Source organism: Janthinobacterium sp. (assembly GCF_009923995.1).
Classification (GTDB): Bacteria; Pseudomonadota; Gammaproteobacteria; order Burkholderiales; family Burkholderiaceae_D; genus Janthinobacterium.
Map to the genome: position 1 here is coordinate 61,704 of NZ_RFSK01000010.1, position 23,552 is coordinate 85,255.

Sequence of the window (23,552 nt, forward strand, 5' to 3'; positions counted from 1 at the left end):
GGCCAGGGCGCCTGGGGACGCTTGCGATTCGCCTTGGGCAGCGCCTGGCACTATAATATCCGCTGCCATTCATGATCAACCGCACTCAGCTCAACTGGACTCTTCAAATCTATGCACTACGTGTCTACCCGCGCTGATAAAGCGCCAATGAATCCGCAGCAATTCTCCGACATCCTCCTGGGCGGCCTCGCCCCCGATGGCGGACTGTATCTCCCTGAACACTACCCGCAAGTCACTGGTGCCGAGCTGAACGCCTGGCGCACATTGTCGTATGCCGACCTGGCCTACGAAATCCTGAAGAAGTTCGCCACCGATATCCCGGCCGCGGACCTGAAGGCGCTGACGGCGAAAACCTATACCAAGGCAGTCTACAAGAACGCCCGCGCCGGCGAAAACGCGGCCGACATCACGCCGCTGCGCGTGCTGGAAGAAAACGTCGTCAAGGGCGGATCGACCACTCTGATCCTGCAGGCGCTGTCGAACGGCCCGACCCTGGCCTTCAAGGACATGGCCATGCAGCTGCTGGGCAATCTGTTCGAATACACCCTGGCCAAGACGGGCGCCGAACTCAATATCTTCGGCGCCACCTCGGGCGACACGGGCAGCGCGGCCGAATACGCCATGCGCGGCAAGAAGGGCATCCGCGTCTTCATGTTGTCGCCGCACAAGAAAATGAGCGCCTTCCAGACGGCGCAGATGTTCAGCCTGCAAGACCCGAACATCTACAACATCGCCGTCGAAGGCGTGTTCGACGATTGCCAGGACATGGTGAAAGCCGTCTCGAACGACCTGGCCTTCAAGGCGCGGCAGAAGATCGGCACCGTCAACTCCATCAACTGGGCGCGCGTCGTGGCGCAGGTCGTGTACTACTTCCGCGGCTACCTGGCGGCCACCACCAGCAACGAGCAGAAAGTGTCGTTCACGGTGCCGTCTGGCAACTTCGGCAATATCTGCGCCGGCCATATCGCCCGCATGATGGGGCTGCCCATCTCGAAACTGGTGGCCGCGACGAATGAAAACGACGTGCTCGACGAATTCTTCCGCACGGGCGTCTACCGCGTGCGCAAGTCCGCCGAAACGTACCACACGAGCAGCCCGTCGATGGACATCTCGAAGGCGTCGAACTTCGAGCGCTTCGTCTACGACCTGGTGGGCCGCGACAGCGAGCGCGTGCGCGCCCTGTTCACGAAAGTGGAAACCCACGGCGGCTTTGATTTGTCCGGCAAGCCGGGCAGCGACGGCGACGAGTTCAAGCTGGTGGCCAGGTATGGCTTCAAGTCGGGCAAGTCGACGCACCAGGACCGCCTCGACACCATCCGCGACGTGGCCGACGACTACGGCATCACCATCGACACGCACACGGCCGACGGCATCAAGGTGGCGCGCGAGCACCTGGAGCCGAACGTGCCGATGATCGTGCTGGAAACGGCGCTGGCGGCCAAGTTCAACGAAACCATCCTCGAAGCGCTGGGTGTGGACGCGGAACGCCCGGCCGGTTTCGAGAACATCGAGGACCTGCCGCAGAAGTTCGTCGTGATGGAGGCGGACGTGGAAAAAATGAAGGCGTACATCGCCGCCAATACGGGCTTGTGATGAGCGGGCCTGTGATGAACGATCCAGCCGCGCAACGCAAACCCATGCTGTCGGTGGCCGAGGCGCAAGCCTTCATGCTGGGCGCGGCGCGCCCGGTGGCCGAGGTGGAACTGGTCGACACCCTGCGCGCCAACGGCCGCGTGCTGGCGGCCGCGCAAACGTCGACCCTGGACGTGCCCGAGCGCGACAACACGCAGATGGATGGCTATGCCGTGCGCGCGCAGGATTGCGCCAGCGGTACGGCCAGCCTGCCCGTGTCGCAGCGCATCGCGGCCGGCCACGTGGGCCAGCCATTGCAGCCGGGGACGGCGGCGCGCATCTTCACGGGCGCCTTGCTGCCCGACGGCGCCGACTGCGTCGTGATGCAGGAGCAGTGCAGCGTGCTTGACGGCGTGGTGACGGTGAACCACGTGCCGCAGGCGGGCGAATGGGTGCGCCGCCAGGGCGAGGATATCCGCGCCGGCAGCGTCATCCTGGGCGCCGGCCGGCGCCTGCGCAGCCAGGAAATGGGCCTGGCCGCCTCCGTGGGCCTGGCCCAGCTGCCCGTGCTGCGCAAGCTGCGGGTCGCCGTGTTCTTCACGGGCGACGAGCTGGCCATGCCCGGCGAACCGCTGGCGCCGGGTGCCGTCTACAACTCGAACCGTTTTACCCTGCGGGGCCTGCTGGAAAACCTCGGTTGCGAGATCACGGACCTGGGCATCGTGCCCGACAGCCTGGAAGCGACGAAGGCCGTGCTGCGCCAGGCGGCCCAGGGCAATGACCTGATCATCACCTCGGGCGGCGTGTCCGTGGGCGAGGAAGACCACATCAAGCCGGCCGTGGAAGCGGAAGGGCGGCTGAACATGTGGCAGATCGCCGTCAAGCCCGGCAAACCCCTGGCCTTCGGCGAAGTGCAGGATGCCTTTTTTGTCGGCCTGCCCGGCAATCCCGTCTCCAGCTTCGTCACCTTCCTGTTGTTCGTGCGCCCCTTCATCCTGCGCTTGCAGGGCGTGGCGGGCGACCTGGCGCCGCGCGGCTATGCGCTGCCGGCCGCCTTCGAGCGCCTGAAGGCGGACAAGCGCAACGAATTCCTGCGCGCCAAAGTGAATGACGACGGCGCGCTGGAACTGTTCGCCAACCAGAGTTCGGGCGTGCTGACGTCCACCGTGTGGGGCGACGGCTTGATCGACTGCCCGCCGGGGCTGTCGATCGCGCGCGGCGACAAGCTGCGCTTCATCCCGTTCAATGAATTGCTGTACTGAGGAAGCCTTGATGAAGATCAATCTGCGATTTTTCGCCAGCGTGCGCGAACTGGTGGGCACGGCCCAGGAAGTACTGGAAGTGGCCGAGCCGCTGGCCAGCGTGGGCGAGGTGCGCGCCTTCCTGATCGCCCGCGGCGGCAAGTGGGAACAGGCGCTGGCGCAGGGACGCGCGCTGCGCATGGCGCACAACCAGGTGATGTGCGGCGCCGACGCCGCCGTTCAGGACGGCGACGAGGTGGCGTTCTTCCCGCCCGTGACGGGCGGCTGATCCTCCATGCTCCAGGGCGGCCACTTCATCGAAGTGGCCGTTTTTTCATGGCGACTTGGTTTTCGGCTTGCCGGCCGTCGTGTCGCTGCACGTGGCGCAGGCAATGGCTTTCTTGTAGCGCCAGTATTTCGAGCCGATGAAGATGGCCGATGCCACCAGCGACCAGGCCAGCGCGCTGAGGATGTCGGCCCGGCTGGTGGTGCCCTTGCTGTACTCGACCACCGTCAGGATGATGAATAAAATCGAGCTGGCCAGCAAATAGCGGGAAATCCAGAATCCTGCACCCATGTGTTTCTCCTCTCGTGTCTCATTGTTCCATGATATAAACCGCTGATCGTCGCAGCATGTCCGCGCAGTATGCCTCATTTTTGGGCGCCAGCGCCATCGGCCGGCCATCTCCTGCCCAATCTCGACTAAAATGCCGGGGTTTTCACCGTCTTCCCAGCCTGCCATGACCAACTCCAGTTCCCCTCCGTTTCACATCGCCGTCATCGGCGGCGGCCCCGCCGGCCTGATGGCCGCCCAGGCGGCCGCCGACGGGGGCGCCAGGGTGGAGCTGTTCGACGCCATGCCGTCCGTCGGCCGCAAATTCCTGCTGGCGGGGCGGGGCGGCATGAACATCACGCACGCGGAAGGCTACCAGGCCTTCGTCTCGCGCTACGGCAGGCAGGCCAATTGCCTGAAACCGGCGCTGGACCAGTTCGGCCCGCAAAAGGTGCGCGACTGGGTGCACGGCCTGGGCGTGGACACCTTCGTCGGTTCCTCGAACCGCGTCTTCCCCACGGACATGAAGGCGGCGCCCTTGCTGCGCGCCTGGCTGCACCGCCTGCGCGAAGCGGGCGTGCAGTTCCACATGCGCCACCGCTGGACGGGCTGGCGCGATGGCCAGCTGGCCTTCGCCACGCCGGACGGCGAGCGCCAGTTCAGCTTTGACGCCGTCATCCTGGCGCTCGGTGGCGGCAGCTGGGCGCGGCTCGGGTCGGACGGGGCCTGGGTGCCGCTGCTGCAAGGGCAGGGCGTGCCCGTGGCAGCGCTGGCGCCGGCCAATTGCGGCTTCGACGTGGACTGGAGCGGGCATTTCAGCAGCCGCTACGCGGGCGAGCACCTGGCCACGGTGGCCATCACGGCGCGCGACAGCGACGGCTTGACGGTCAAGCGCCAGGGCCAGTTCGTCGTCACGGCGGGCGGCGTGGAAGGCAGCCTGATTTACGCGCTGTCGTCCGCCCTGCGCGATCAGATCGCCGCCGAGGGCAGCACCACCATCTGGCTGGACCTGGCGCCCGACCATGGCCAGGAACGCGTGTTCGAGGAAGTGACGCGGCCCCGGGGCGCCCGTTCCATGTCCAGCCACCTGCAAAGCCGGCTGGGCATCAAGGGCGTGAAATCGGGCCTGCTGCGCGAATGCCTGGGCGCGGCCGACTTCGCCGACGAAGCGAAGCTGGCGCGCGCCATCAAGCTGCTGCCCGTCACCTTGCGGCGCCCGCGTCCCATCGATGAAGCCATCAGCAGCGCCGGCGGGGTGGGGTTCGACGGCATCGACGGCAGCATGCTGCGCGCCATGCCGGGCGTCTTCGTCGCGGGGGAAATGCTGGACTGGGAAGCGCCCACGGGCGGCTACCTGCTGACGGCCTGCCTGGCGCAAGGCAAGGCGGCGGGCGAGCAGGCCGTGGCATGGCTGGAAGAGCATTCTTAAATTACCACGGCATTGAACCGTTAGCGCCACGACGCCGTTCACCATCGTCGCGGGCGGCGGTGGCCGGGAAGCGCCGCCGTACGCCAGTCCGGGGCCGCCGAGGCAGCGGGCATCGCCCGCCGCACATCGCGCCGCCCGGCAGGTGGCGAGCGGCTGTCTTCGTCAATGCCAGATGATGTCGCCCGAGCCGCTTTTCTGCGCATCGCGCTGGCGCGGCTTGCCGTGGACGTGGATGTCGCCGCTGCCGCGCAGGGTCAGGTTGGCGGCGTCGCGCACGAAGACGGTGCTCTGGCCCGAGCCTTGCAGGCTGACGCTGGCCTTGTCGGCGGCCAGGTGTTCCGCATCGATATCGCCCGAACCGCTCAGGTCGGCGCGCACGAACTTGGTATTGCCGCTGGCGGCGATGCGCCCCGAGCCCACCATTTCCAGTACCACGCTGTCGCTGTTGCCCGCGTTGATGTCGAGGTCGCCACTGCCGTTGACGGTGGCTTGCACCTGCTTGTAGCGGCCCGTGAAGCTGACGTTGCCCGATCCCATCAATTCCAGGATAAAACTGTCGCCGGAAAAGCCCGTGATCTTGCTGTCGCCGTTGCCGTGCACTTCCAGGCGGACGAGGGCCGGCAGCACCAGTTCCACCCGCAGGGGCTGGCGGTGGTGAAACAGCATGCCTTTCGGGCCGATATGCAGGGTCGTGCCGTCGACGCTCGTCTCCACGTTCGACAGCAGGCGCTGTTCGCCGCTCACCTTCAGCGACGGCGTGCTGCCGCGCCGCAGCACCAGGTCGATGGGGCCGGCCAGGTCGATGCTGGTGATGCTGGCGGAAACGGGCCGCGTGTCGCTGCGCACGGCGCGGCCGGCAGCGCTGCTGGGGCTGCTGATGCCCTTGGCGCGCAGGGCCGCATACGACATGGCGATGAGGACCAGGGCCAGCAGGAACATGGACAGGCCCACTTTGAATAAACGTTTCATGGCTGCCTTTCTAGTGACCTTTGAGGAGGGAGACATTCATGGCGATATAGCGCTTGATGCCGATCAAGGTATAGCGCGTGACCACCAGACTGAGCAGGAAGATGACTATGCCGCCGAGTAACATTCCCATGCCAAACACGGTTTGCGTCGTGCGCGCATCGCGGTCCATGTCGGTCGAGATGCGGATGCCGCTGCCGGCCAGCGCCTCGGCCCGTTCGATGACGCGCGAGGACGGCGTGGGCGTCTCCGCCGCGTCTCTGGCGGGGCCGGGCACGTGGTGTACTTCGATGCCCGTGTCGCCGATGGTGATGCGGGTTTCGCGCCGGTCATCGCCGTCGCCGCCGTCGTCATCATGGATGAGCATGTAGCGCAGGGGGCCGTCGAGCACCAGCTCGTTTGCGCCGGACAAGCCGCTGGCCGTGATGGCGATGCCGGCCAGGTACAGGCTCAGGCCGACGGCGTACAGCGTGGCCAGCAGGGCCGCATACACGGCGGCGGGCACGACCATGAACAGGTTGAAGATGGCCAGGCCCACCAGCGAGACCAGCAGGCGCAGCAGGTTGACGGGCGTCTTCCTTTGCTCGAAGGCCTGGCGGTGCGTGCTGCTGCGCAGGGTCAGGGCGATTTTCTTCGGATCGCCCAGGTCGTCGGCGATCTCGCGCTCGCTGCGGCCGGCCGCCGCGCCTTCGATGAAGGTCTGTTCGTAATAGTCGAGCGTCTTGGCCGCCAGGTCGGGCGGCAAGCCCGCCAGCGCGCGCCGCAGCGCGTCGAGAAAATCCTGTTTGTTCATAATCATGGTTTCGGGTCCGTAAGGCCGTGTCAGCCGACTGCCGGCAGCAGCATGCTTGCCTGGCTCAGCAGCATCGGCGCCTGCCGCGGCTGCTGGCCATCGGCCACGCTGAACACGGCCAGCGCCACGATGAGCACCAGTGCCACGGCTTTCAGGCTGGTTTTCAAGTGCAAGGTGGTGTGCATGGCGTTCCTCGTGGCGGGTGGTTTGTCGATGATCAAACTGTACCCAAGCGGAGGCGGCCGCACCAGCGCAGTGCGACAGAATGCAATTTGGCAGGGTCCAGCGACACCAGGGCAGGATGCACCGTCAAGTCTACTTTGCCGTCGCGCCCGCACGCATGGCCCGGGCTGCCGCCACGCCGCTGCGCACGGCCGCTTCGATGGTGGCCGGGTAGTCCTGCGCGCGGTCTTCGCCGGCCGTGTAGTCGCCGGCCAGCAGCAGGCCAGGCACGCCGCTGGCGTTGCCGGGGCGTAGCAGGTCGGGCGTGCAGGCAAAGGTGGCGCGCTTTTCCGTGATCAGCTGGCTCCAGGCGGGCTGTGCCAGCTCCGGCCGGCGCAAGACCTGCGCCAGCTGGGCGGCGATGGCTTGCGCCAGCGGCCCGTGGCCCTGCCCGGCGGCCGTGCCGGACGCGCTGATGACGACGGCCAGCAGTCCCGCCTGACGGGCGTCCAGCTGGCCCCGGTCGAAGACGAACTGGCCCCAGTGCTGCAGCTCCGGCGCATCGACGAGGGCGTAGAACGGCAAGTCCAGGCGCACGGCGGCGTCGTACTGCAGGTAGCAGGTGCTGATGGCTTCCGGCGTGAAGGCTTGCAACCGGGCAAGCACTTCATCGAGGCGCGCGTCCTGCACGCCTTGCAGCAGGCTGGCCGCCTGCACGGACGAGGTGGCCACGACGATGCCGTCATACGTGCCGGCATCATCGACTTGCCAGCGGCCATCGGGCAGGGAGCGCACGGCGTCCACCTTGGCGCCCGTGCGCACCTCGCCGCCGTGCCGCGCCACGTAGCGGCCGGCCGCGTCGGGCAGCAGGGCACTCAGGTCCGCCTTCGGGACCAGCATGTCGGAGGCGCTGCGGCGGCGCGCGCCCAGGCTGTCGCGCAGCACGTTGATGAAGACGCGGGCCGACGCCCGTTCGGGCGGGGTATTCAGCGCCGCCAGGCACAGCGGATGCCACATCAGCCGGCACAGAGTGTCCGTCTGGTCGAAGCGCTGCAGCAGTTCGCTGACGCTGCAATCGTTGTACAGCTGCCAGCCCATCCATCGCATGGCCGTGGAAAAACGCATCAGCGACAGCTTGTCGGCGCGCTGCAGCCCCTTGGCGCGCAGCAAGGCCCACGCCAGGTGCAGCGGCGCGGGCAGGCGCGGCGCGACGAAGTCCATCCCGCCGCTGCCGGCCGGATAGCGCATCTGCAGGGGCAGGGAAAGGATCAGCTCGCCAGGGTCCTGTCCCGCCAGTGTCATCAGGCGCAAGGTTTCCGTGTAGGCGCCCAGCAAAATGTGCTGACCGTTGTCGAGCACGGTATTTTCCCGCTCGACCCGGCGCGCGCGGCCGCCCAGGGTGCGCGCCGCCTCGTAGACGGTGACGGCATGGCCGGCGCGGGCCAGTTCCATGGCCGCCGCGCAGCCGGCCCAGCCGGCGCCGATGACGGCATAGCGCCCCGTCACGGCCTGGTCAGCCACGGACCCAGGTCTTCCACGCCAGCCACAGTTTGCGGATGGGGGTGAGCGAGATGCGCTGTTGCAGCACGTGGTAGCCATCGCGCTCGACTTCGTTGAGCACGGTGCGGTAGATGGCGGCCATGATCAGGCCCGGGCGCTGGGCGCGGCGGTCTTCGGCCGGCAGCAGGGCCAGGGCGTCGTCATACGCCTGCTGCGCGCGCGCCGCCTGGAAGCGCATGAGGTTTTCAAAGTTTTCGCTGTGGCGGGCGTTCAGCAGGTCGGCCGCCGTCACGTTGAACTGCTGCAATTCGTTGATGGGCAGGTAGATGCGCCCCTTGCGCGCATCCTCGCCCACGTCGCGGATGATGTTGGTCAGCTGGAAGGCATGGCCCAGCTTTTCCGCGTACAGCAAGGTTTCCGGGCGCGTGGCGCCGAAGATGCTGGCCGACAAGATGCCCACCACGCTGGCCACATGCCAGCAATAGCGGCTCATGGCCTGGTAATCGAGGTAGCGGGTCTGGTTCAAGTCCATTTCCATGCCGTCGATGATGGCCTGCAAATGCTTTTCTTCCAGTTTGTAAACGTCCAGGTGCGGCTGCAGGGCCCGCATCACGGGGTGCGTGGGGTTGCCCTCGTACATGGCCTTGACTTCCTTGCGCCACCAGACCAGCTTGGTGCGTGCCACGGCTTCGTCCGTGCACTCGTCGACCGTGTCATCGACTTCGCGGCAGAAGGCGTACAGGGCCGTGATGGCCTTGCGGCGTTCGGCGGGCAGGAACAGGAAGCTGTAGTAGAAGCTGGAGCCGCTCTGGGCGGCCTTTTGTTGGCAGTATTCGTCGGGAGACATAGTCAAAAGAGCAAGGGTTGCAGATCGAAGCCGCTATTCTATCGTCTTACAGAGTGGGCGACGGGGGAAAAGCCGTTTTTACTTGCGTCTCTTGACGCAGGCTTTTGCGCGACATGCGCAGGGCGCGCCAGAATATGATCAGCCAGTCGCGCTTCTCCAGCTTCGGGCGGCGCCGGAAGACGTCGTAATTGACGGCCTCGATGCATTCGAGGATGCGCAAGCCGCCTTGCACCACGAGGCGCAACTCCCAGCCGATGCGCCCCCGCAAGCGCAGGGCCAGCGGCGCGCCGGACAGCATCAGGGCCCGCGTGCGGGCCACCTCGAAGCGCATCAGCGCGCTCCACTTGCCGTGCGCCTCGGGCCGCTCGAAGGCGGCGGGCGAGACGGCAAAGCGGCTCAGGTCTTCCATCGGCAGGTAGATGCGCTCCTTTTGCTGGTCGATGGCGACGTCTTGCAGGAAATTAATTAGTTGCAACGCTGAACATATCGCATCGGAATCGCGTACATTCTGTTCATCGGCCGCCCCGTACAGGTGCAGCATCAGCAGGCCGACGGGATTGGCGGAACGGGCGCAATAGTCGAGCACGTCCTCGTAACGGGCGTAGCGCGTCGTTTCCACGTCCTGCTTGAATGCCGACAATAAATCGCGGAACGGTTTCAGCGGCAACTGGAATTTGGCGATGACGGCGGCCAGGCGCTCGAACAGGGCGGCCGTTTCGCCGGCGTGGCCTTCCCCGCGCTCGATGCGGCCCAGCGCTTCTTCGTAGGCGTGCAAGGCGGCCAGGCGTTCGGCCGGCGTGGCGTCGCCCTCATCGGCCAGGTCGTCGGCGCTGCGGGCGAAGGCATAGATGGCCTCGACGGCCGGCACGAGGCGGCGCGGCAGTAAAAATGATGCAACAGGAAAATTTTCGTAATGGTCTACAGGCATTGAATACGCTTCTTTTTGTAATCGCGAGATTAGTGACGCAAAAGTCACTAAAAACTTTTAGGCGCGATTATAATTAATAACCAGAAAGTCAGTAAGAGGCCGCAGCTGCCTCCGATGATCCAGCTGATATTGTCACAAATTTAAGGATATCGCGTGCGGAAAATTTTTCGTGGAGCCGTCCGGCCAGCGAAAAGTTTCCTCACGCAAAAATCCAACAGCCCGCATAGTAAAGGAAAATACCTTGTTTGCCCTGAAAACCCTGCGCCGCGAGACCGGCGCAACCGCTCTTCCCGCCCTGCGCCTGATGGCCGCCGCCGCCCTGGCCGTGTCCCTGGCCGCCTGTTCCAAGCCGGTGCCGAAGGTGGAGGACGTGCGCCCCGTGCGCGCGATTGTGTTGTCCAGCAGTAATGTCGACGTGAGTGCCGAGCTGGCGGGCGAGGTCGTGCCCCGCGTGGCGTCGCAGCTGGGATTCCGCGTGGGCGGCAAGATCGTCGCGCGCAAGGTGGATGTGGGCGCCGTCGTGAAAAAGGGGCAGGTATTGATGCAGCTCGACCCCGTCGACCTGCAGCTGTCGCAGGCGCAGGCCAAGGCGGCGCTGGCCAGCGCGGAAACGAACCGCGACCTGGCACGTGCCGAGCTGAAGCGTTATCAGGACTTGCGCGAGAAAAATTTCGTCAGCCAGGCCGTGCTTGATGGCAAGGACGCGGCCTACAAGGCGGCACAATCGAATGTGGAAGCGGCCCAGGCCGCCTACAGGGGCCAGGCCAACCAGTCCGGCTATGCCAGCCTGGTGGCCGACGCCGATGGCGTCGTCACGCGCATCGATGCCGAAGTGGGGCAGGTGGTGGCGCCCGGCACGCCCGTCGTGGTGGTGGCGAAGTCCGGCGAGAAGGAAGTCGTGATCGGCATTCCGGAAGACAAGGTCGAGACCTTGCGCGGCGTCAAGGATGTCACCGTGCGCCTGTGGGCCGACCCGAAGCAGGCGCTGCCGGGCAAGATCCGCGAAGTGTCGCCCGTGGCCGATGCGGCCACGCGCACCTACCTGGCCAAGGTCAGCATCCCCGACGCGCCCCAGGCGCGCCTGGGCATGACGGCCGTGGTGCAGTTCGCCTCGCAGACGGCCACGCCGCAGATCAAGGTGCCGCTGACGGCCCTGTTCAACGAGAAATCGCAAAGTTCCGTGTGGGTGGTGGAAAACGGCGCCGTCAAGCTCGTGCCCGTGACCGTCGGCGGCGTGGCCGGCAATGAATTGCTGCTGACTTCGGGCGTGAAGGCGGGCCAGACCGTCGTCACGGCCGGCGTCAACCTGCTCAAGCCGGGCCAGAAAGTCACCATCCTGGGCGCGGAAACGGCCGCGCCGGTGGCTGCCGCCGCGTCGCCCGTCAGCGTGGGTGCCGCCAAATGAAGGGCGGTTTCAATCTGTCGCGCTGGGCGCTCGAACATATCCCGCTGACGCGCTACCTGATGGCCGTGCTGCTGATCGGCGGCATGCTCAGCTATGCCAGCCTGGGCCAGGATGAAGATCCCCCGTTCACCTTCCGCGCCATGGTGCTGCAAGCGTACTGGCCCGGCGCCACGGCCTTGCAGATGGCCGAGCAGGTGACGGACAAGCTGGAAAAGAAGCTGCAGGAAACGCCGTACATCAATGAAATCACCAGCTACTCGAAGCCGGGCGAAACCTTGATCCTGCTGGAGCTGCGCGAGTCGGCGCCGCCGAAGGAAACGGCCGCCGCCTGGTACCAGGTGCGCAAGAAGATCGGCGACATCAAGGGCATCTTGCCGGCCGGCGTCGTGGGCCCGTTCTTCAATGACGAGTTCGGCGACACGTATGGCTCCATCTTCGCCCTGTCCGGCGACGGTTTTACCTACGCGGAAATGAAGGATTACGCGGACAAGGTGCGCCAGGAACTGCTGGCGGTGGGACAGGTGTCGAAGGTGGAACTGTTCGGCGTGCAGGATGAAAAGATCAATATCATCTTTTCCCACAAGAAATTTGCCCAGCTGGGCATCCCGTTCGACGCGATCGTGCAGCAGCTGTCCGAGCAGAACAGCATCAACGCCACGGGCGTGCTGGTCACGCCGACGGACAACCTGCAGGTGCGCGTGACGGGCGCCATGGCCACCGTCAAGGACCTGGAAAACCTGGAACTGCGAGCCAACGGCACCACTTTCCGCCTCGGCGACTTTGCCACGGTGAAACGCGAATTCACGGATCCGCCGAAGGACAAGATGCGCTTCAACGGCAAGGAAGTGATCGGCCTGGGCGTGTCGATGGAAAAGGGCGGCAACATCATCGACATGGGCAAGGCCCTGCAGACGACGGTGACGCGCATGAAGAGCGAGTTGCCGGTGGGCATAGAACTGCAGCGCGTGTCGAACCAGCCTGAAGCCGTGTCCGCTTCCGTGGGCGAGTTCGTGCATACCCTGATCGAAGCCATTCTCATCGTGCTGGCCGTCAGCTTCGTCGCGCTGGGCCTGCACACCAAGCCGCTGCGCATCGACGTGCGGCCGGGCCTGGTGGTGGCGCTGACCATTCCGCTGGTGCTGGCCGTCACTTTCCTGTGCATGCGCCTGCTCGACATCGACTTGCACAAGATTTCCCTGGGCGCCCTGATCATCGCGCTGGGCCTGCTCGTCGATGACGCCATCATCGCCGTCGAAATGATGGTGCGCAAGATGGAAGAGGGCATGTCGCGCTTCGACGCAGCCACCTTTGCCTACACGTCGACGGCCATGCCCATGCTGACGGGCACCCTGATCACGGTGGCGGGCTTCTTGCCCATCGGCCTGGCCAAGTCGGCCGCCGGCGAATACACGTTTTCCTTGTTCTCCGTCAATGCGCTGGCCCTGATCATTTCCTGGGTGGTGGCCGTCGTCTTCACGCCCTACATCGGTTACGTCTTGCTCAAGGTCAAGCCGCACGCGCATAACGACCATGAATTGTTCGATACGCCGAACTTCCGCCGCTTCCGCCGCACGGTGGCCTGGTGCGTGGAGTGGCGCAAGACGACGATCGCCGCCACCCTGGCCATCTTTGCGCTGGGCATCTATGGCTTTAACTTTATTGAAAAGCAATTCTTCCCCGATTCCAGCCGGCCCGAGCTGATGGTGGAACTGTGGTCGCCCGAAGGCACGACCTTTGCCGCGAATGAAAAGCAGGTGAAGAAATTCGAGGCTTTCGTCGGCAAGCTCGACGGCGTGGAAAGCGTCACCAGCTATGTCGGCACGGGCAGCCCCCGGTTCTACCTGCCGCTGGACCAGATCTTCCCGCAGACCAATGTGTCGCAAGTGGTGGTGTTGCCGAAGAGCCTGGCCGACCGCGAGCGCCTGCGCCAGCAAATCGTCGACGTCTTCAAGAAGGATTTCCCGGAAGTGCGGGGCCGGGTCAAGCTGCTGCCGAACGGGCCGCCCGTGCCGTATCCCGTGCAGTTCCGCGTCACGGGCCCGGAAGTGGCGGGCGTGCGCGTCATTGCCGACCAGGTCAAGGATATCCTGCGCGCCAATCCGAACACCCTGGGCGTGAACGACAACTGGAATGAATCCGTGAAAGTGCTGCGCCTGGACCTGGACCAGGACAAGATGCGCGCGCTGGGCGTGACCTCGAAAACGGTGATGCAGGCGGCCAATACGATTCTGTCGGGCACGGTCATCGGCCAGTTCCGCGAAGACAATAAGCTGATCGATATCCAGGTGCGCCAGCCGCTGGAGGAGCGGGCGACGATTTCCGTGCTGAATGACACGAATATCCCGACGGCAACAGGCAAGTCCGTGCCCATCTCGCAGCTGGCCCGCGTGCATTTCGTGTGGGAACCGGGCGTCGTCTGGCGCGACCGCCGCGAATGGGCCATCACCGTGCAGTCGGACGTGGTCGACGGCATCCAGGGCGCGACCGTATCGACCCAGCTGGCGCCGCAGCTCGACGCCTTGCGCGCCAAGCTGCCGGCCGGCTACCGCATCACCGTGAAGGGCGTGGCGGCCGACAGCGGCGAGGCGGAAGCGTCGATCGCGGCGAATCTGCCGCTGGCCATCTTCATCATCTTCACCCTGCTGATGCTGCAGCTGCACAGTTTCTCGCGCGCCTTGCTCGTGTTCCTGACGGGCCCGCTGGGCGTGGCGGGCGCCGCCTTTGCCTTGCTGCTGCTGCACCGTCCGCTGGGCTTCGTGGCCAACCTGGGCGTCATCGCGCTGTTCGGCATGATCATCCGCAACTCGGTGATCCTCGTTGACCAGATCGAGCAAGACATCAAGGATGGTTCGGCCCCGTGGGACGCCATCATCGATTCGGCCGTGCGCCGCTGCCGCCCCATCGTGCTGACGGCGGCTGCCGCCGCGCTGGCCATGATCCCCCTGTCGCGCTCCGTCTTCTGGGGACCGATGGCCGTGGCCATCATGGGCGGCCTGATCCTGGCGACGGCCTTGACCCTGCTGTTCCTGCCGGCCCTGTACGCGGCCTGGTTCCGCGTCAGGAAGCCGGAGCCGGCAGGCGGGAAGGTGGATACGCCGGCGGCGTAATGCCCCGGACTGTGCCGCACGGTACATGCGCCATGCGGCCGAACGGCGAAGATGCCGGGGTCGTCCCCTGAGGGCAGGGCCCCGGTGCCTGCTTCCGGGGTAAAAATGCCGCCAACGGACGGCCGGTGCGCCCTGCGGGGCAGCAAAAAAAAGGCGGCATTCCTCTGGGAATTCCAGTAGAATGCCGCCTTTGCTTTACCGAGGGCTTGCTCATGTAGCCCACGGTAGCCAGATCGCTCCCGAGTTGTTAAAATCAAGGGAGGAGCCTGTTACAAGTAGTGCAAAATGCGGATGTGGTGGAATTGGTAGACACGCTGGTCTTAGAAGCCAGTGCTTCGGCTTGGGAGTTCGAGTCTCCCCATCCGCACCAGTCCGGGTTGTTCCAGCCCGGAAGTGCAGCGCCATCAAGATTTTCTCCAGGGCAGTATCAACCCAGTGCGCCGAGGGCGGCCAGTTGCCGGCTCGACTGCTGCACCATCTGCGTGATCAGGGCCTGCGCCTGCGGGTAGCCCGTTCTTTCCATCATGGATACATCCTGTGCCACCGGCAATAGTGCCTGTAGTACATATTGTCGCGTCTGTGGCCAGCCTTGCTCTTGCGCTGGCGTCGGCATCTCCCTGTCCAGCAGGCGCAGCGCCGCCTGCGCCATCGCCCGTTCCTGTTGCGCCTGCACGCCCAGCGTGTCGCTGCGGGGCGGCGGCTGCTGCGCGAGATACGTGTCGAGCTTGCGGCTCTGGCGCTCGTACAGGTCGAGCAGCAGGTGGACGGTGGCGCCGGCGGGGCGCCGCTGCGTGTCGAGCGTGTCGAGCACGTCCGTCAGCCAGTCCGTCATACGCCGGCCGGCCAGTCCCAGTTCGGGCCACGTGACGGCGCGTAACTGTTCGCCCAGGTAGCGGGCCCGGTCGATGGCGCGGCGGCTGCCGCTCATGTGAGTGCCGATGGGGCCGTACAGGGGTGCCAGGGCCGCCTCGTGCCGCTCCGCTAGCAGGCACAGCAGAGCCAGCTGGACGTAGACGTGGAAGGCGGCCAGCACGCGGTGGGCATCCCAGCAGTGGTTGCCGTCCTCGTCGGGCGCATTCCACAGCGAGCAGACTTTGGCCCCGTCCTCGCGCGCATAGTCGGGGGCCAGCAGGCTGTGGCCATGGCGGAAATCGTACAGTTTCTGGTGCAGCGCCTCGTGCAGCAGGTGCTCGGCCAGCCACCAGGGGTTGCCGATCAGCTCCTGGTTCAGGAACACGCTGCCATTGACGCGGAATTGCGAACTGGAAGCCTTGCCGCGCCACGTGCCCAGCGTGGGAAACAGGGCGACGAGCTGCACGTGCGACAGGGCGCTGGCGCTCAGGCGAGGCAGCAGAGCGTCGAGCAGGCGCAGGCCCCGGCGCAGCAGGGCGCGCTCGTGCGGCGTGGGCGTGGCCAGCGGCGCGCCGTAATTATCTTCCATCACGGCAAGAAACGCCGCGGCATAGGGCGTGTCTTGCTGCCAGGCATGCCATATATAAGTGTCATCCTCGTCCCTGGCGCGCCCGTCGTGCAGGCGCGCCAGGGCGGGCAGGCGGGCCGTCAGCGGTCCTCCCGGCAGGCCGGCGCGCAGGTGTCCGGCGGCGCCCTGGAACAGGGCCGCGCAGCGGGGCAGGGGCAAGCCATAGTCGTCGCCCAGGTGCAGCTGGCGCATGGCGTGCTGCACGGCGCAGCGCAGCACCGTGTCGCCCAGCAGCTGGCGCTGGCGGGCCGGCGCCGCCGCGTCCAGCAGCCGGGCCAGGCGCTCCGCCTCGGGCAGGGCGCTGCCCAGCTTGTGCAGGCGCCGCCGGTAGGCGACGGCCAGCTGGTCGCGGATGTAGGTGCTGTCGCCAAAGGCGCGGTGGCGTACCAGCGCCGTTTCGACGGCGTCCAGCACGTCAGGGCCGGGCGGCGCGGCGCGCGGGGTGGGCAGGGCCGCTGCCGCGTCAGGCGACGGTGGGATGGTCGTGGTCGTGGTGGCCATCGCCCGTCATGCGCAATTCCATTTCATCGACTTCCGTCTGGATTTTTTGCAGGTCGTCATCGCTTACCCCATCGAGCAGGCGGCTGAGGACCATTTGCAGCTTGGCTTTGGCATTGCTGGAACTGCCGGGTGCGCTGTCGCTCATGATGTTTTCTCCCTTAAATTCACTTGGAGAGGGGGCGGGGGCCTTAGGTTTGCCTGAAAAATGGCCAAATTGAGGCAAATCAAAGGTTTTTTGCCTTAAATTGTCATCGGGAGCGCATTTCTTTGTTTCGGACGGGGCGACAGTTCGCATATACTACGAGACGAAACAGGCTGGAAAGCCTGTCTCTGGCGAAATGAAGAATGCCGGGGCAAGAGTAAAGACAGGGCAGACCCGGGCTGCGGCGATTCGTTCGCTGCCGCTGGCATCACCTGTGGCCGGGCCGCAAAGCCAGCCACTTCTCCGAAGTCCTTTGTTATAATGCCACGCTTTACCGAATGATGGCCGGCCCTGCGATTTACCTTGAAGCATGGCTGGACGCTCGGAGCCCTGTCGCAGTACTGGACGCGGCGGATTGTTTGGTGCCTGGTGCGGGTTTTCCCCCTCAGCCGGGTAGACCAGGTCCATCGTCCTGCTTTCAGTACTTTTACAGATGAATATGCGAGCGAGTGAAGCTGGACCCATGTCTTGCCGCCAGTGATGGCGCAAGGGGTCGGGTCTTCTTCTCTCGTACCAACAGTGTTTATTTTTTGGACGATTTTTTACATGGCAACTGCAGTCGAAACCTTGGGCAAACTCGAACGTCGTATCACGATCTCCTTCCCGCTGACGGACGTCCGCACGGAAGTTGAGAAGCGCCTGAAAGTGCAAGCCCGTACGGCTAAGGCACCGGGCTTCCGTCCGGGCAAAGTGCCGTTGAAAATGGTCGCAGCACAATACGGCTACCAGATCGAATCCGAAGTGCTGAACGACAAAGTCGGCCGCGCTTTCAACGACGCCGCCAACGAAAACAACCTGCGCGTCGCAGGTTTCCCGAACATCGTGCCGAAAGAAGAAGCAGCCGAAGGCCAGCTGGCTTTCGATGCCACTTTTGAAGTGTACCCGGAAGTCGTCATCGGCGACCTGACGGCCGTTGAAATCGAAACCGTGCAAGCCGACGTGTCGGAAGCCGAAATCGACAAGACCATCGACATCCTGCGCAAGCAGCGCGTGCACTTCCACACCAAGGGCGAAGCTGGCGAACACGGCGACGGCGGTGAAGCTATCGCTGCCAACGGCGACCGCGTGACCGTGGACTTCGTCGGCTCGATCGACGGCGTGGAATTCCCGGGCGGCAAAGCCGACGGCTACGCTTTCGTGCTGGGCGAAGGCCGCATGCTGCCGGAATTCGAAGCAGCGACCCTGGGCCTGAAAGTGGGCGAGTCCAAGACTTTCCCGCTGTCGTTCCCTGAGGACTACCATGGCAAGGACGTGGCCGGCAAAACCGCTTCGTTCACCATCACCCTGCAAAAGCTGGAATGGGCGCACCTGCCGGAAGTCGATGCCGAATTCGCCAAATCCCTGGGCGTTGCCGATGGCGACCTGGCCAAGATGCGCGAAGACATCAAAGTCAACCTGCAGCGCGAAGTCGCTGGCCGCGTGAAAGCACGCAACAAGGAAGCCGTCATGGACGCGCTGATCAAAGTTGCTGAGCTGGAAGTGCCAAAGACCCTGATCGCTCAGGATTCCGAGCGCCTGGCCGAAATGACCCGCCAGGACATGGCGCAGCGCGGCATGAACGTCAAGGACGTGCCTTTCCCAGCAGAACTGTTCGCGGAAAAGGCCGAGCGTCGCGTACGCCTGGGCCTGATCCTGTCGCAGCTGGTGGGCGACAACAACCTGCAGGCTACGCCTGAGCAAGTCAAGGCGCAGATCGAAGATTTCGCCCAAAGCTACGAAGATCCACGCGAAGTGCTGAAGTACTACTACAGCGACCGTCGTCGTCTGGGTGAGATCGAAGCCCTTGTATTGGAAGAAAACGTCGTCACTTACGTGTTGGGCCTGTCGAAAGTCACGACGAAAGCAGTTGCTTTCGACGAACTGATGGGAAGCAACGCACAAGCGTAAACCAGTTGGTATTGGGATGCCGCCTCTTGCCGTAAGGTCGGTGCGGTATCCCCTAACTGCTTCACAAGGAAATGAAATGACAGGTATGAACCGTAATCCAGCGCTGGACACAGAGATGCTCGGCCTGGTGCCGATGGTGGTGGAACAAAGCGGTCGCGGCGAGCGCTCGTATGATATTTACTCGCGCCTGCTGAAGGAACGCTTGATTTTCATGGTCGGCCCGGTCAATGACCAGATGGCCAACCTGGTCGTCGCCCAGCTGCTGTTCCTGGAAAGCGAAAATCCGGAAAAGGAAATCTCGCTCTACATCAACTCGCCAGGTGGCTCGGTTTCGGCCGGCATGGCCATCTACGACACCATGCAGTTCATCAAGCCGGACGTCTCGACCCTGTGTACCGGGATGGCCGCCTCGATGGGTGCCTTCCTGCTGGCCGCCGGCGCCAAGGGCAAGCGTTTCTCGCTGCCGAACTCGCGCATCATGATTCACCAGCCGTCCGGTGGTTCGCAAGGCATGGCGTCGGACATCGAGATCCAGGCGAAGGAAATCCTCTACCTGCGTACCCGCTTGAACGGCATCATGGCCGAGCGCACGGGCCAGTCGATCGAACAGATCGCCAAGGACACCGACCGCGACCGTTTCATGTCCGCCGACGAGGCCGTTGAGTATGGTTTGATCGACAAAGTGTTGACCAGCCGCGCTTGATGAGCCCCTACCGGTATTGCTAAGGTTGTAAGTAAACGCCCGGGCGCTCAAACGTTCGGGCGTTTCGCTTTTATTTCGGGTAGCATGGAGCTTGTGCACGTTGTTGACTTGCGCCATGGGTTCCCGCCTGTGTGGGCGGCAACCGCCATCCGGCTTGCGATTTTGCAATATTGTTAATGCAGTTCCAACCAAAATGCCTTATGTCAGACAAAAAATCCTCTAGCGGCGAAAAATTACTGTATTGCTCGTTCTGCGGCAAAAGCCAGCACGAGGTGAAGAAACTCATCGCCGGCCCGTCCGTGTTCATTTGCGACGAGTGCATCGACCTGTGCAACGACATCATCCGTGATGAAACGTCCAGCATCGAGACGGTGACCGGGACCAAATCCGACCTGCCGACGCCGCAAGAAATTGCCGCCTTGCTCGATCAGTACGTGATCGGCCAGCAGACTGCCAAGCGCATCCTGTCGGTGGCGGTGTACAACCATTACAAGCGCCTCAAGCACCTGGGCAAGAAAGACGACATCGAACTGGCCAAGAGCAACATCTTGCTGGTCGGTCCTACCGGCTCGGGCAAGACCCTGCTGGCACAGACCCTGGCGCGCATGCTCAACGTGCCGTTCGTGATCGCCGACGCCACCACCCTGACCGAAGCCGGTTACGTGGGCGAGGACGTGGAAAACATCATCCAGAAGTTGCTGCAAAGCTGCAACTATGACGTCGAGAAAGCCCAGCGCGGCATCGTCTACATCGATGAAATCGACAAGATTTCGCGCAAGTCCGACAATCCGTCCATCACGCGCGACGTGTCGGGCGAGGGCGTGCAGCAAGCCCTGCTGAAACTCATCGAAGGTACGATGGCATCCGTGCCGCCACAAGGCGGCCGCAAGCATCCGAACCAGGATTTCGTGCAGATCGACACGACCAACATCATGTTCATCTGCGGCGGCGCCTTCGACGGCCTGTCGAAAGTGATCGCCAACCGTTCCGAAAAGAGCGGCATCGGCTTCTCGGCCACGGTGCGCAGCAAGTCGCAAAGCTCGGCCAGCGAACTGATGCTGCAAGCGGAACCGGAAGACCTGGTCAAGTTCGGCCTGATCCCGGAACTGGTGGGCCGCCTGCCCGTCATCGCCACCCTGGCGGAATTGACGGAAGAGGCGCTGATCCAGATCCTCGTCGAGCCGAAGAATGCGCTGATCAAGCAGTATTCCAAGCTGCTCGAGATGGAAGGCGCGGAACTGGAGATCCGTCCGGCCGCCCTGCATGCGATCGCCAAGAAGGCGCTGGCGCGCAAGACGGGCGCCCGTGGCCTGCGTTCCATCCTGGAACACGCTTTGCTGGACGTCATGTATGAACTGCCGAGCGAACAAAATGTGGTGAAAGTCGTCATCGACGAAAATACCATCACCAGCGGCGCCAAACCTTTGTTGATTTATCAAGAGACTGCCAAAGCCTCCGGAGAAAATTGAATACTGCCGAGTGAAATGCATAAAAAGGGTTTTGATTCCTTAATGCATGGCAGTACAATTTAAATCAATGAGTGCAGGCTTCAATCGTAAAGCCACTCGCGGCGCTTAGCTGCGCGTGGCTTTTTTACTGTGACAACTGCACTTGTTACCGTCATGCGGGTGTGTTTTGCGAAATAGACTTTATGTTTGTTTCACAGAATTATTTATTCTCGCCGGTCTTGTGTTTTGGCAGCGAGCGCCAACATCGTAAACACGCTTTCTATAAGGTACGCCATGACAACTTCCAAATTAACTGAGCAAACTCAACTGCCGTTATTGCCGTTGCGGGATGTCGTCGTCTTCCCGCATATGGTGATACCGCTGTTCGTTGGCCGTCCAAAGTCGATCAAGGCGCTGGAAGCTGCGATGGAGCAGGGCAAGAGCATCATGCTTGCCGCTCAAAAAGCAGCCGCGAAGGACGAGCCGTCGCCTTCGGATATCTATGAAATTGGCTGCGTCGCCAATATCCTGCAAATGCTGAAGCTGCCCGATGGCACCGTCAAGGTGCTGGTCGAAGGCGCGCAGCGTGCCCGCATCAACCATATCAGCGATGCGCCGACGCACTTCATCGCCGACCTGACGCCGCTCGAGTCCGAGCCGGGCGACGAGTCGGAAGTCGAAGCCATGCGCCGCGCGATCGTGCAGCAGTTCGACCAGTACGTCAAACTGAACAAAAAGATCCCGCCGGAAATCCTCGCGTCCCTGTCGGGCATCGACGATGCCGGCCGCCTGGCCGACACGGTGGCAGCGCACCTGCCCCTGAAGCTTGAGCAAAAACAAGTCATCCTGGAAATTTTCAGCGTGGCCAAGCGCCTTGAGCACCTGCTGGGCCAGCTCGAAGGCGAACTCGACATCCTGCAGGTGGAAAAGCGCATCCGCGGCCGCGTCAAGCGCCAGATGGAAAAGTCGCAGCGCGAGTACTACCTGAACGAACAGGTCAAGGCCATCCAGAAGGAACTGGGCGAGGGCGAGGATGGTGCCGACCTCGACGAGCTGGAGAAAAAAGTCGCTTCGGCCAAGATGCCGAAGGAAGCGCTGGACAAGGCCACCAACGAGCTGAAAAAGCTCAAGCTGATGTCGCCGATGTCGGCCGAAGCCACCGTCGTGCGCAACTACATCGACACCCTCGTCAATTTGCCGTGGAAAAAGAAATCCAAGGTCAATAACGACCTGTCGAATGCGGAAAAAGTGCTCGAAGGCGACCACTACGGCCTCGACAAGGTCAAGGAACGCATCCTGGAGTACCTCGCGGTGCAACAGCGCGTCGACAAGCTGAAAGCCCCCATCCTGTGCTTCGTCGGCCCTCCGGGCGTCGGCAAGACCTCGCTGGGGCAGTCCATCGCCCGCGCGACGAACCGCAAGTTCGTGCGCATGGCCCTGGGCGGCGTGCGCGACGAAGCGGAAATCCGCGGCCACCGCCGTACCTACATCGGCTCGATGCCGGGCAAGATCCTGCAATCGCTGTCGAAAGTCGGCGTGCGCAATCCCTTGTTCCTGCTCGACGAAGTCGACAAGATGGGCGCCGATTTCCGTGGCGACCCGTCGTCGGCCCTGCTGGAGGTGCTGGACCCGGAACAGAACCACACGTTCTCCGACCATTACATCGAAGTCGATTTCGACCTGTCGGACGTGATGTTCGTGGCGACGTCGAACTCGTACAACATTCCGCCAGCCTTGCTGGACCGCATGGAAGTCATCCGCCTGTCCGGCTACACGGAAGACGAAAAGACCAGCATCGCGCAGCGTTACCTGCTGCCGAAGCAGATCAAGAACAATGGCTTGAAGGAAGATGAAATCTCGGTGGCCGAGTCGGCCCTGCGCGACATCATCCGCTACTACACGCGGGAAGCGGGCGTGCGTTCGCTCGAGCGGGAAGTGTCGAAGATCTGCCGCAAGGTGGTCAAGATGCTGCTGCTGAAAAAGTCCGACAAGAAAGTCATCGTCAACTCGAAGAACCTGGACAAGTTCCTCGGCGTGCGCCGCTACGATTTTGGTGTCGCAGAGAAAGAAAACCAGGTGGGCCAGGTGGTCGGTCTGGCATGGACGGAAGTGGGCGGCGACTTGCTGACCATCGAAGCCGTGTCGATGCCGGGTAAGGGCGGCGTGATCCGCACGGGGACCCTGGGCGACGTCATGAAAGAGTCGATCGAGGCGGCCCGCACGGTGGTGCGCAGCCGGGCACAGCGCCTGGGCATCAAGGCGGACGTGTTCGAGAAGAGCGACATCCACATCCACGTGCCGGAAGGCGCGACGCCGAAGGATGGTCCTTCGGCAGGCGCGGCCATGACGGTGGCCATGGTGTCGGTCTTCACGGGCATTCCCGTGCGTGCCGACGTGGCGATGACGGGCGAAATCACCTTGCGCGGCGAAGTGCTGCCGATCGGCGGCTTGAAAGAGAAGCTGCTGGCGGCCCATCGCGGCGGCATCAAGACGGTGCTGATTCCCGAGCAGAACGTGAAGGACCTGGCCGAAATTCCGGACAACGTCAAGAACAAGCTGGAGATCGTGCCCGTGCGCTGGATCGACAAAGTGCTGGAAATCGCCCTCGAACGCTTGCCTGAACCGCTGGCGGAAGTGGCTGCCGTGGAAGCCGTGACGGCTGCCGCGGCCAAGCCGGATGCGGCCGGTGAGGTGGTAAAACACTAACGTTTTACCCCTGTTTTCCCCAAACAAGCGCTTTTAGAGCGCTTGTTTTATATTGAAACGTGAATTGCGCCCCCAAAGCGCTTGACACATATACAGTGTGGCTTGTTTAATACGCCTGCACA

Annotated in this window: 19 protein-coding genes and 1 tRNA gene; 11 read left to right on the plus strand and 9 right to left on the minus strand. The window is 63.5% G+C overall.

Annotation, left to right across the window (positions count from 1 at the left end; translation table 11 throughout):
- The first annotated feature begins 111 nt into the window (after positions 1 to 111).
- From thrC to moaD, 3 genes are read left to right on the plus strand one after another with little or no spacing between them, the layout of a single operon-like run.
- Positions 112 to 1,593, plus strand: a complete 1,482-nt coding sequence (gene thrC, locus EBS11_RS07560; protein ID WP_290601751.1) for a threonine synthase — start codon at positions 112 to 114, stop codon at positions 1,591 to 1,593.
- A gap of 14 nt (positions 1,594 to 1,607) precedes the next feature.
- On the plus strand, positions 1,608 to 2,834 hold the full coding sequence (gene glp / locus EBS11_RS07565; RefSeq protein WP_290601835.1) for a gephyrin-like molybdotransferase Glp: 1,227 nt from the start codon (positions 1,608 to 1,610) through the stop codon (positions 2,832 to 2,834).
- A 10-nt stretch (positions 2,835 to 2,844) separates the two neighbouring features.
- Positions 2,845 to 3,102 carry a molybdopterin converting factor subunit 1 gene (gene moaD, locus EBS11_RS07570; RefSeq protein WP_290601752.1) on the plus strand — a complete coding sequence of 86 codons (258 nt, stop codon included), beginning with the start codon at positions 2,845 to 2,847 and terminating at the stop codon, positions 3,100 to 3,102.
- Between the two features lie 45 nt (positions 3,103 to 3,147).
- Here the strand turns inward: moaD and EBS11_RS07575 are convergent, their stop codons facing one another.
- A complete protein-coding gene (locus EBS11_RS07575; protein WP_290601753.1) occupies positions 3,148 to 3,390 on the minus strand; it encodes a hypothetical protein in 243 nt (80 codons plus the stop codon).
- Between the two features lie 163 nt (positions 3,391 to 3,553).
- Between EBS11_RS07575 and EBS11_RS07580 the strand changes: the two genes are divergently transcribed.
- Positions 3,554 to 4,795 (plus strand): TIGR03862 family flavoprotein, encoded by a 1,242-nt coding sequence (locus EBS11_RS07580; RefSeq protein ID WP_290601754.1) that lies wholly within the window; start codon positions 3,554 to 3,556, stop codon positions 4,793 to 4,795.
- A gap of 162 nt (positions 4,796 to 4,957) precedes the next feature.
- Here EBS11_RS07580 and EBS11_RS07585 read toward each other — a convergent pair whose 3' ends face one another.
- The 6 genes from EBS11_RS07585 to hpnC all read right to left on the minus strand — a co-directional run bounded on the left by EBS11_RS07585 (position 4,958) and on the right by hpnC (position 9,991).
- Positions 4,958 to 5,764, minus strand: coding sequence for a head GIN domain-containing protein (locus EBS11_RS07585; RefSeq protein ID WP_290601755.1), 807 nt, complete (start codon positions 5,762 to 5,764; stop codon positions 4,958 to 4,960).
- A 10-nt stretch (positions 5,765 to 5,774) separates the two neighbouring features.
- Positions 5,775 to 6,560, minus strand: coding sequence for a DUF1700 domain-containing protein (locus tag EBS11_RS07590; RefSeq protein WP_290601756.1), 786 nt, complete (start codon positions 6,558 to 6,560; stop codon positions 5,775 to 5,777).
- 23 nt (positions 6,561 to 6,583) lie between these two features.
- Positions 6,584 to 6,739, minus strand: a complete 156-nt coding sequence (locus EBS11_RS07595; protein WP_290601758.1) for a hypothetical protein — start codon at positions 6,737 to 6,739, stop codon at positions 6,584 to 6,586.
- Between the two features lie 130 nt (positions 6,740 to 6,869).
- Positions 6,870 to 8,237: a hydroxysqualene dehydroxylase HpnE gene (gene hpnE / locus EBS11_RS07600; protein ID WP_290601760.1), complete on the minus strand. Its 1,368-nt coding sequence runs from the start codon at positions 8,235 to 8,237 to the stop codon at positions 6,870 to 6,872.
- The gene (hpnD, locus tag EBS11_RS07605; RefSeq protein ID WP_290601836.1) at positions 8,230 to 9,063 is read right to left on the minus strand and encodes a presqualene diphosphate synthase HpnD; all 834 of its coding nucleotides are present in this window, start codon (positions 9,061 to 9,063) and stop codon (positions 8,230 to 8,232) included. The genes hpnE and hpnD overlap by 8 nt, the downstream gene beginning before the upstream one ends.
- A gap of 46 nt (positions 9,064 to 9,109) precedes the next feature.
- Entirely contained in the window at positions 9,110 to 9,991 is an 882-nt protein-coding gene (gene hpnC, locus EBS11_RS07610; protein ID WP_290601761.1) for a squalene synthase HpnC, read from the minus strand.
- Positions 9,992 to 10,232: 241 nt separating this feature from the next.
- Here hpnC and EBS11_RS07615 point away from each other — a divergent pair, with 241 nt between their 5' ends.
- From EBS11_RS07615 to EBS11_RS07625, 3 genes are all read left to right on the plus strand, one after another.
- Complete coding sequence (locus EBS11_RS07615) at positions 10,233 to 11,396, plus strand: efflux RND transporter periplasmic adaptor subunit (protein ID WP_290601764.1); 1,164 nt, start codon at positions 10,233 to 10,235, stop codon at positions 11,394 to 11,396.
- Complete coding sequence (locus EBS11_RS07620; protein WP_290601765.1) at positions 11,393 to 14,503, plus strand: efflux RND transporter permease subunit; 3,111 nt, start codon at positions 11,393 to 11,395, stop codon at positions 14,501 to 14,503. The genes EBS11_RS07615 and EBS11_RS07620 overlap by 4 nt, the downstream gene beginning before the upstream one ends.
- 287 nt (positions 14,504 to 14,790) lie before the next feature.
- Positions 14,791 to 14,873 (plus strand) — tRNA-Leu (locus EBS11_RS07625).
- Positions 14,874 to 14,930: 57 nt separating this feature from the next.
- On the opposite strand, the gene EBS11_RS07630 is transcribed toward EBS11_RS07625, so the two are convergent.
- Positions 14,931 to 16,484 (minus strand): hypothetical protein, encoded by a 1,554-nt coding sequence (locus EBS11_RS07630; RefSeq protein ID WP_290601766.1) that lies wholly within the window; start codon positions 16,482 to 16,484, stop codon positions 14,931 to 14,933.
- Entirely contained in the window at positions 16,447 to 16,629 is a 183-nt protein-coding gene (locus EBS11_RS07635) for a hypothetical protein (RefSeq protein ID WP_290601767.1), read from the minus strand. Before EBS11_RS07635 ends, EBS11_RS07630 begins: the two co-directional genes overlap by 38 nt.
- A gap of 603 nt (positions 16,630 to 17,232) precedes the next feature.
- Between EBS11_RS07635 and tig the strand changes: the two genes are divergently transcribed.
- The 4 genes from tig (at position 17,233) to lon (ending at position 23,430) form a co-directional block, all read left to right on the plus strand.
- Entirely contained in the window at positions 17,233 to 18,573 is a 1,341-nt protein-coding gene (gene tig / locus EBS11_RS07640; protein WP_290601768.1) for a trigger factor, read from the plus strand.
- Positions 18,574 to 18,649: 76 nt separating this feature from the next.
- Positions 18,650 to 19,276: an ATP-dependent Clp endopeptidase proteolytic subunit ClpP gene (gene clpP, locus EBS11_RS07645; protein WP_034751013.1), complete on the plus strand. Its 627-nt coding sequence runs from the start codon at positions 18,650 to 18,652 to the stop codon at positions 19,274 to 19,276.
- Positions 19,277 to 19,476: 200 nt separating this feature from the next.
- Positions 19,477 to 20,745, plus strand: a complete 1,269-nt coding sequence (clpX, locus tag EBS11_RS07650; RefSeq protein ID WP_010398446.1) for an ATP-dependent Clp protease ATP-binding subunit ClpX — start codon at positions 19,477 to 19,479, stop codon at positions 20,743 to 20,745.
- Positions 20,746 to 21,018: 273 nt separating this feature from the next.
- A complete protein-coding gene (gene lon, locus EBS11_RS07655) occupies positions 21,019 to 23,430 on the plus strand; it encodes an endopeptidase La (protein ID WP_290601779.1) in 2,412 nt (803 codons plus the stop codon).
- The last annotated feature ends 122 nt before the right edge of the window (positions 23,431 to 23,552 follow it).

Bases quoted from the DNA above. Each gene is read 5' to 3' on its own strand.
- thrC (WP_290601751.1), top strand. From the start codon at position 112: ATGCACTACGTGTCTACCCGCGCTGATAAAGCGCCAATGAATCCGCAG.
- glp (WP_290601835.1), top strand. From the start codon at position 1,608: ATGAACGATCCAGCCGCGCAACGCAAACCCATGCTGTCGGTGGCCGAG.
- moaD (WP_290601752.1), top strand. From the start codon at position 2,845: ATGAAGATCAATCTGCGATTTTTCGCCAGCGTGCGCGAACTGGTGGGC.
- EBS11_RS07575 (WP_290601753.1), bottom strand. From the start codon at position 3,390: ATGGGTGCAGGATTCTGGATTTCCCGCTATTTGCTGGCCAGCTCGATT.
- EBS11_RS07580 (WP_290601754.1), top strand. From the start codon at position 3,554: ATGACCAACTCCAGTTCCCCTCCGTTTCACATCGCCGTCATCGGCGGC.
- EBS11_RS07585 (WP_290601755.1), bottom strand. From the start codon at position 5,764: ATGAAACGTTTATTCAAAGTGGGCCTGTCCATGTTCCTGCTGGCCCTG.
- EBS11_RS07590 (WP_290601756.1), bottom strand. From the start codon at position 6,560: ATGATTATGAACAAACAGGATTTTCTCGACGCGCTGCGGCGCGCGCTG.
- EBS11_RS07595 (WP_290601758.1), bottom strand. From the start codon at position 6,739: ATGCACACCACCTTGCACTTGAAAACCAGCCTGAAAGCCGTGGCACTG.
- hpnD (WP_290601836.1), bottom strand. From the start codon at position 9,063: ATGTCTCCCGACGAATACTGCCAACAAAAGGCCGCCCAGAGCGGCTCC.
- hpnC (WP_290601761.1), bottom strand. From the start codon at position 9,991: ATGCCTGTAGACCATTACGAAAATTTTCCTGTTGCATCATTTTTACTG.
- EBS11_RS07620 (WP_290601765.1), top strand. From the start codon at position 11,393: ATGAAGGGCGGTTTCAATCTGTCGCGCTGGGCGCTCGAACATATCCCG.
- EBS11_RS07630 (WP_290601766.1), bottom strand. From the start codon at position 16,484: ATGGCCACCACGACCACGACCATCCCACCGTCGCCTGACGCGGCAGCG.
- EBS11_RS07635 (WP_290601767.1), bottom strand. From the start codon at position 16,629: ATGAGCGACAGCGCACCCGGCAGTTCCAGCAATGCCAAAGCCAAGCTG.
- tig (WP_290601768.1), top strand. From the start codon at position 17,233: ATGGCAACTGCAGTCGAAACCTTGGGCAAACTCGAACGTCGTATCACG.
- clpP (WP_034751013.1), top strand. From the start codon at position 18,650: ATGACAGGTATGAACCGTAATCCAGCGCTGGACACAGAGATGCTCGGC.
- clpX (WP_010398446.1), top strand. From the start codon at position 19,477: ATGTCAGACAAAAAATCCTCTAGCGGCGAAAAATTACTGTATTGCTCG.
- lon (WP_290601779.1), top strand. From the start codon at position 21,019: ATGACAACTTCCAAATTAACTGAGCAAACTCAACTGCCGTTATTGCCG.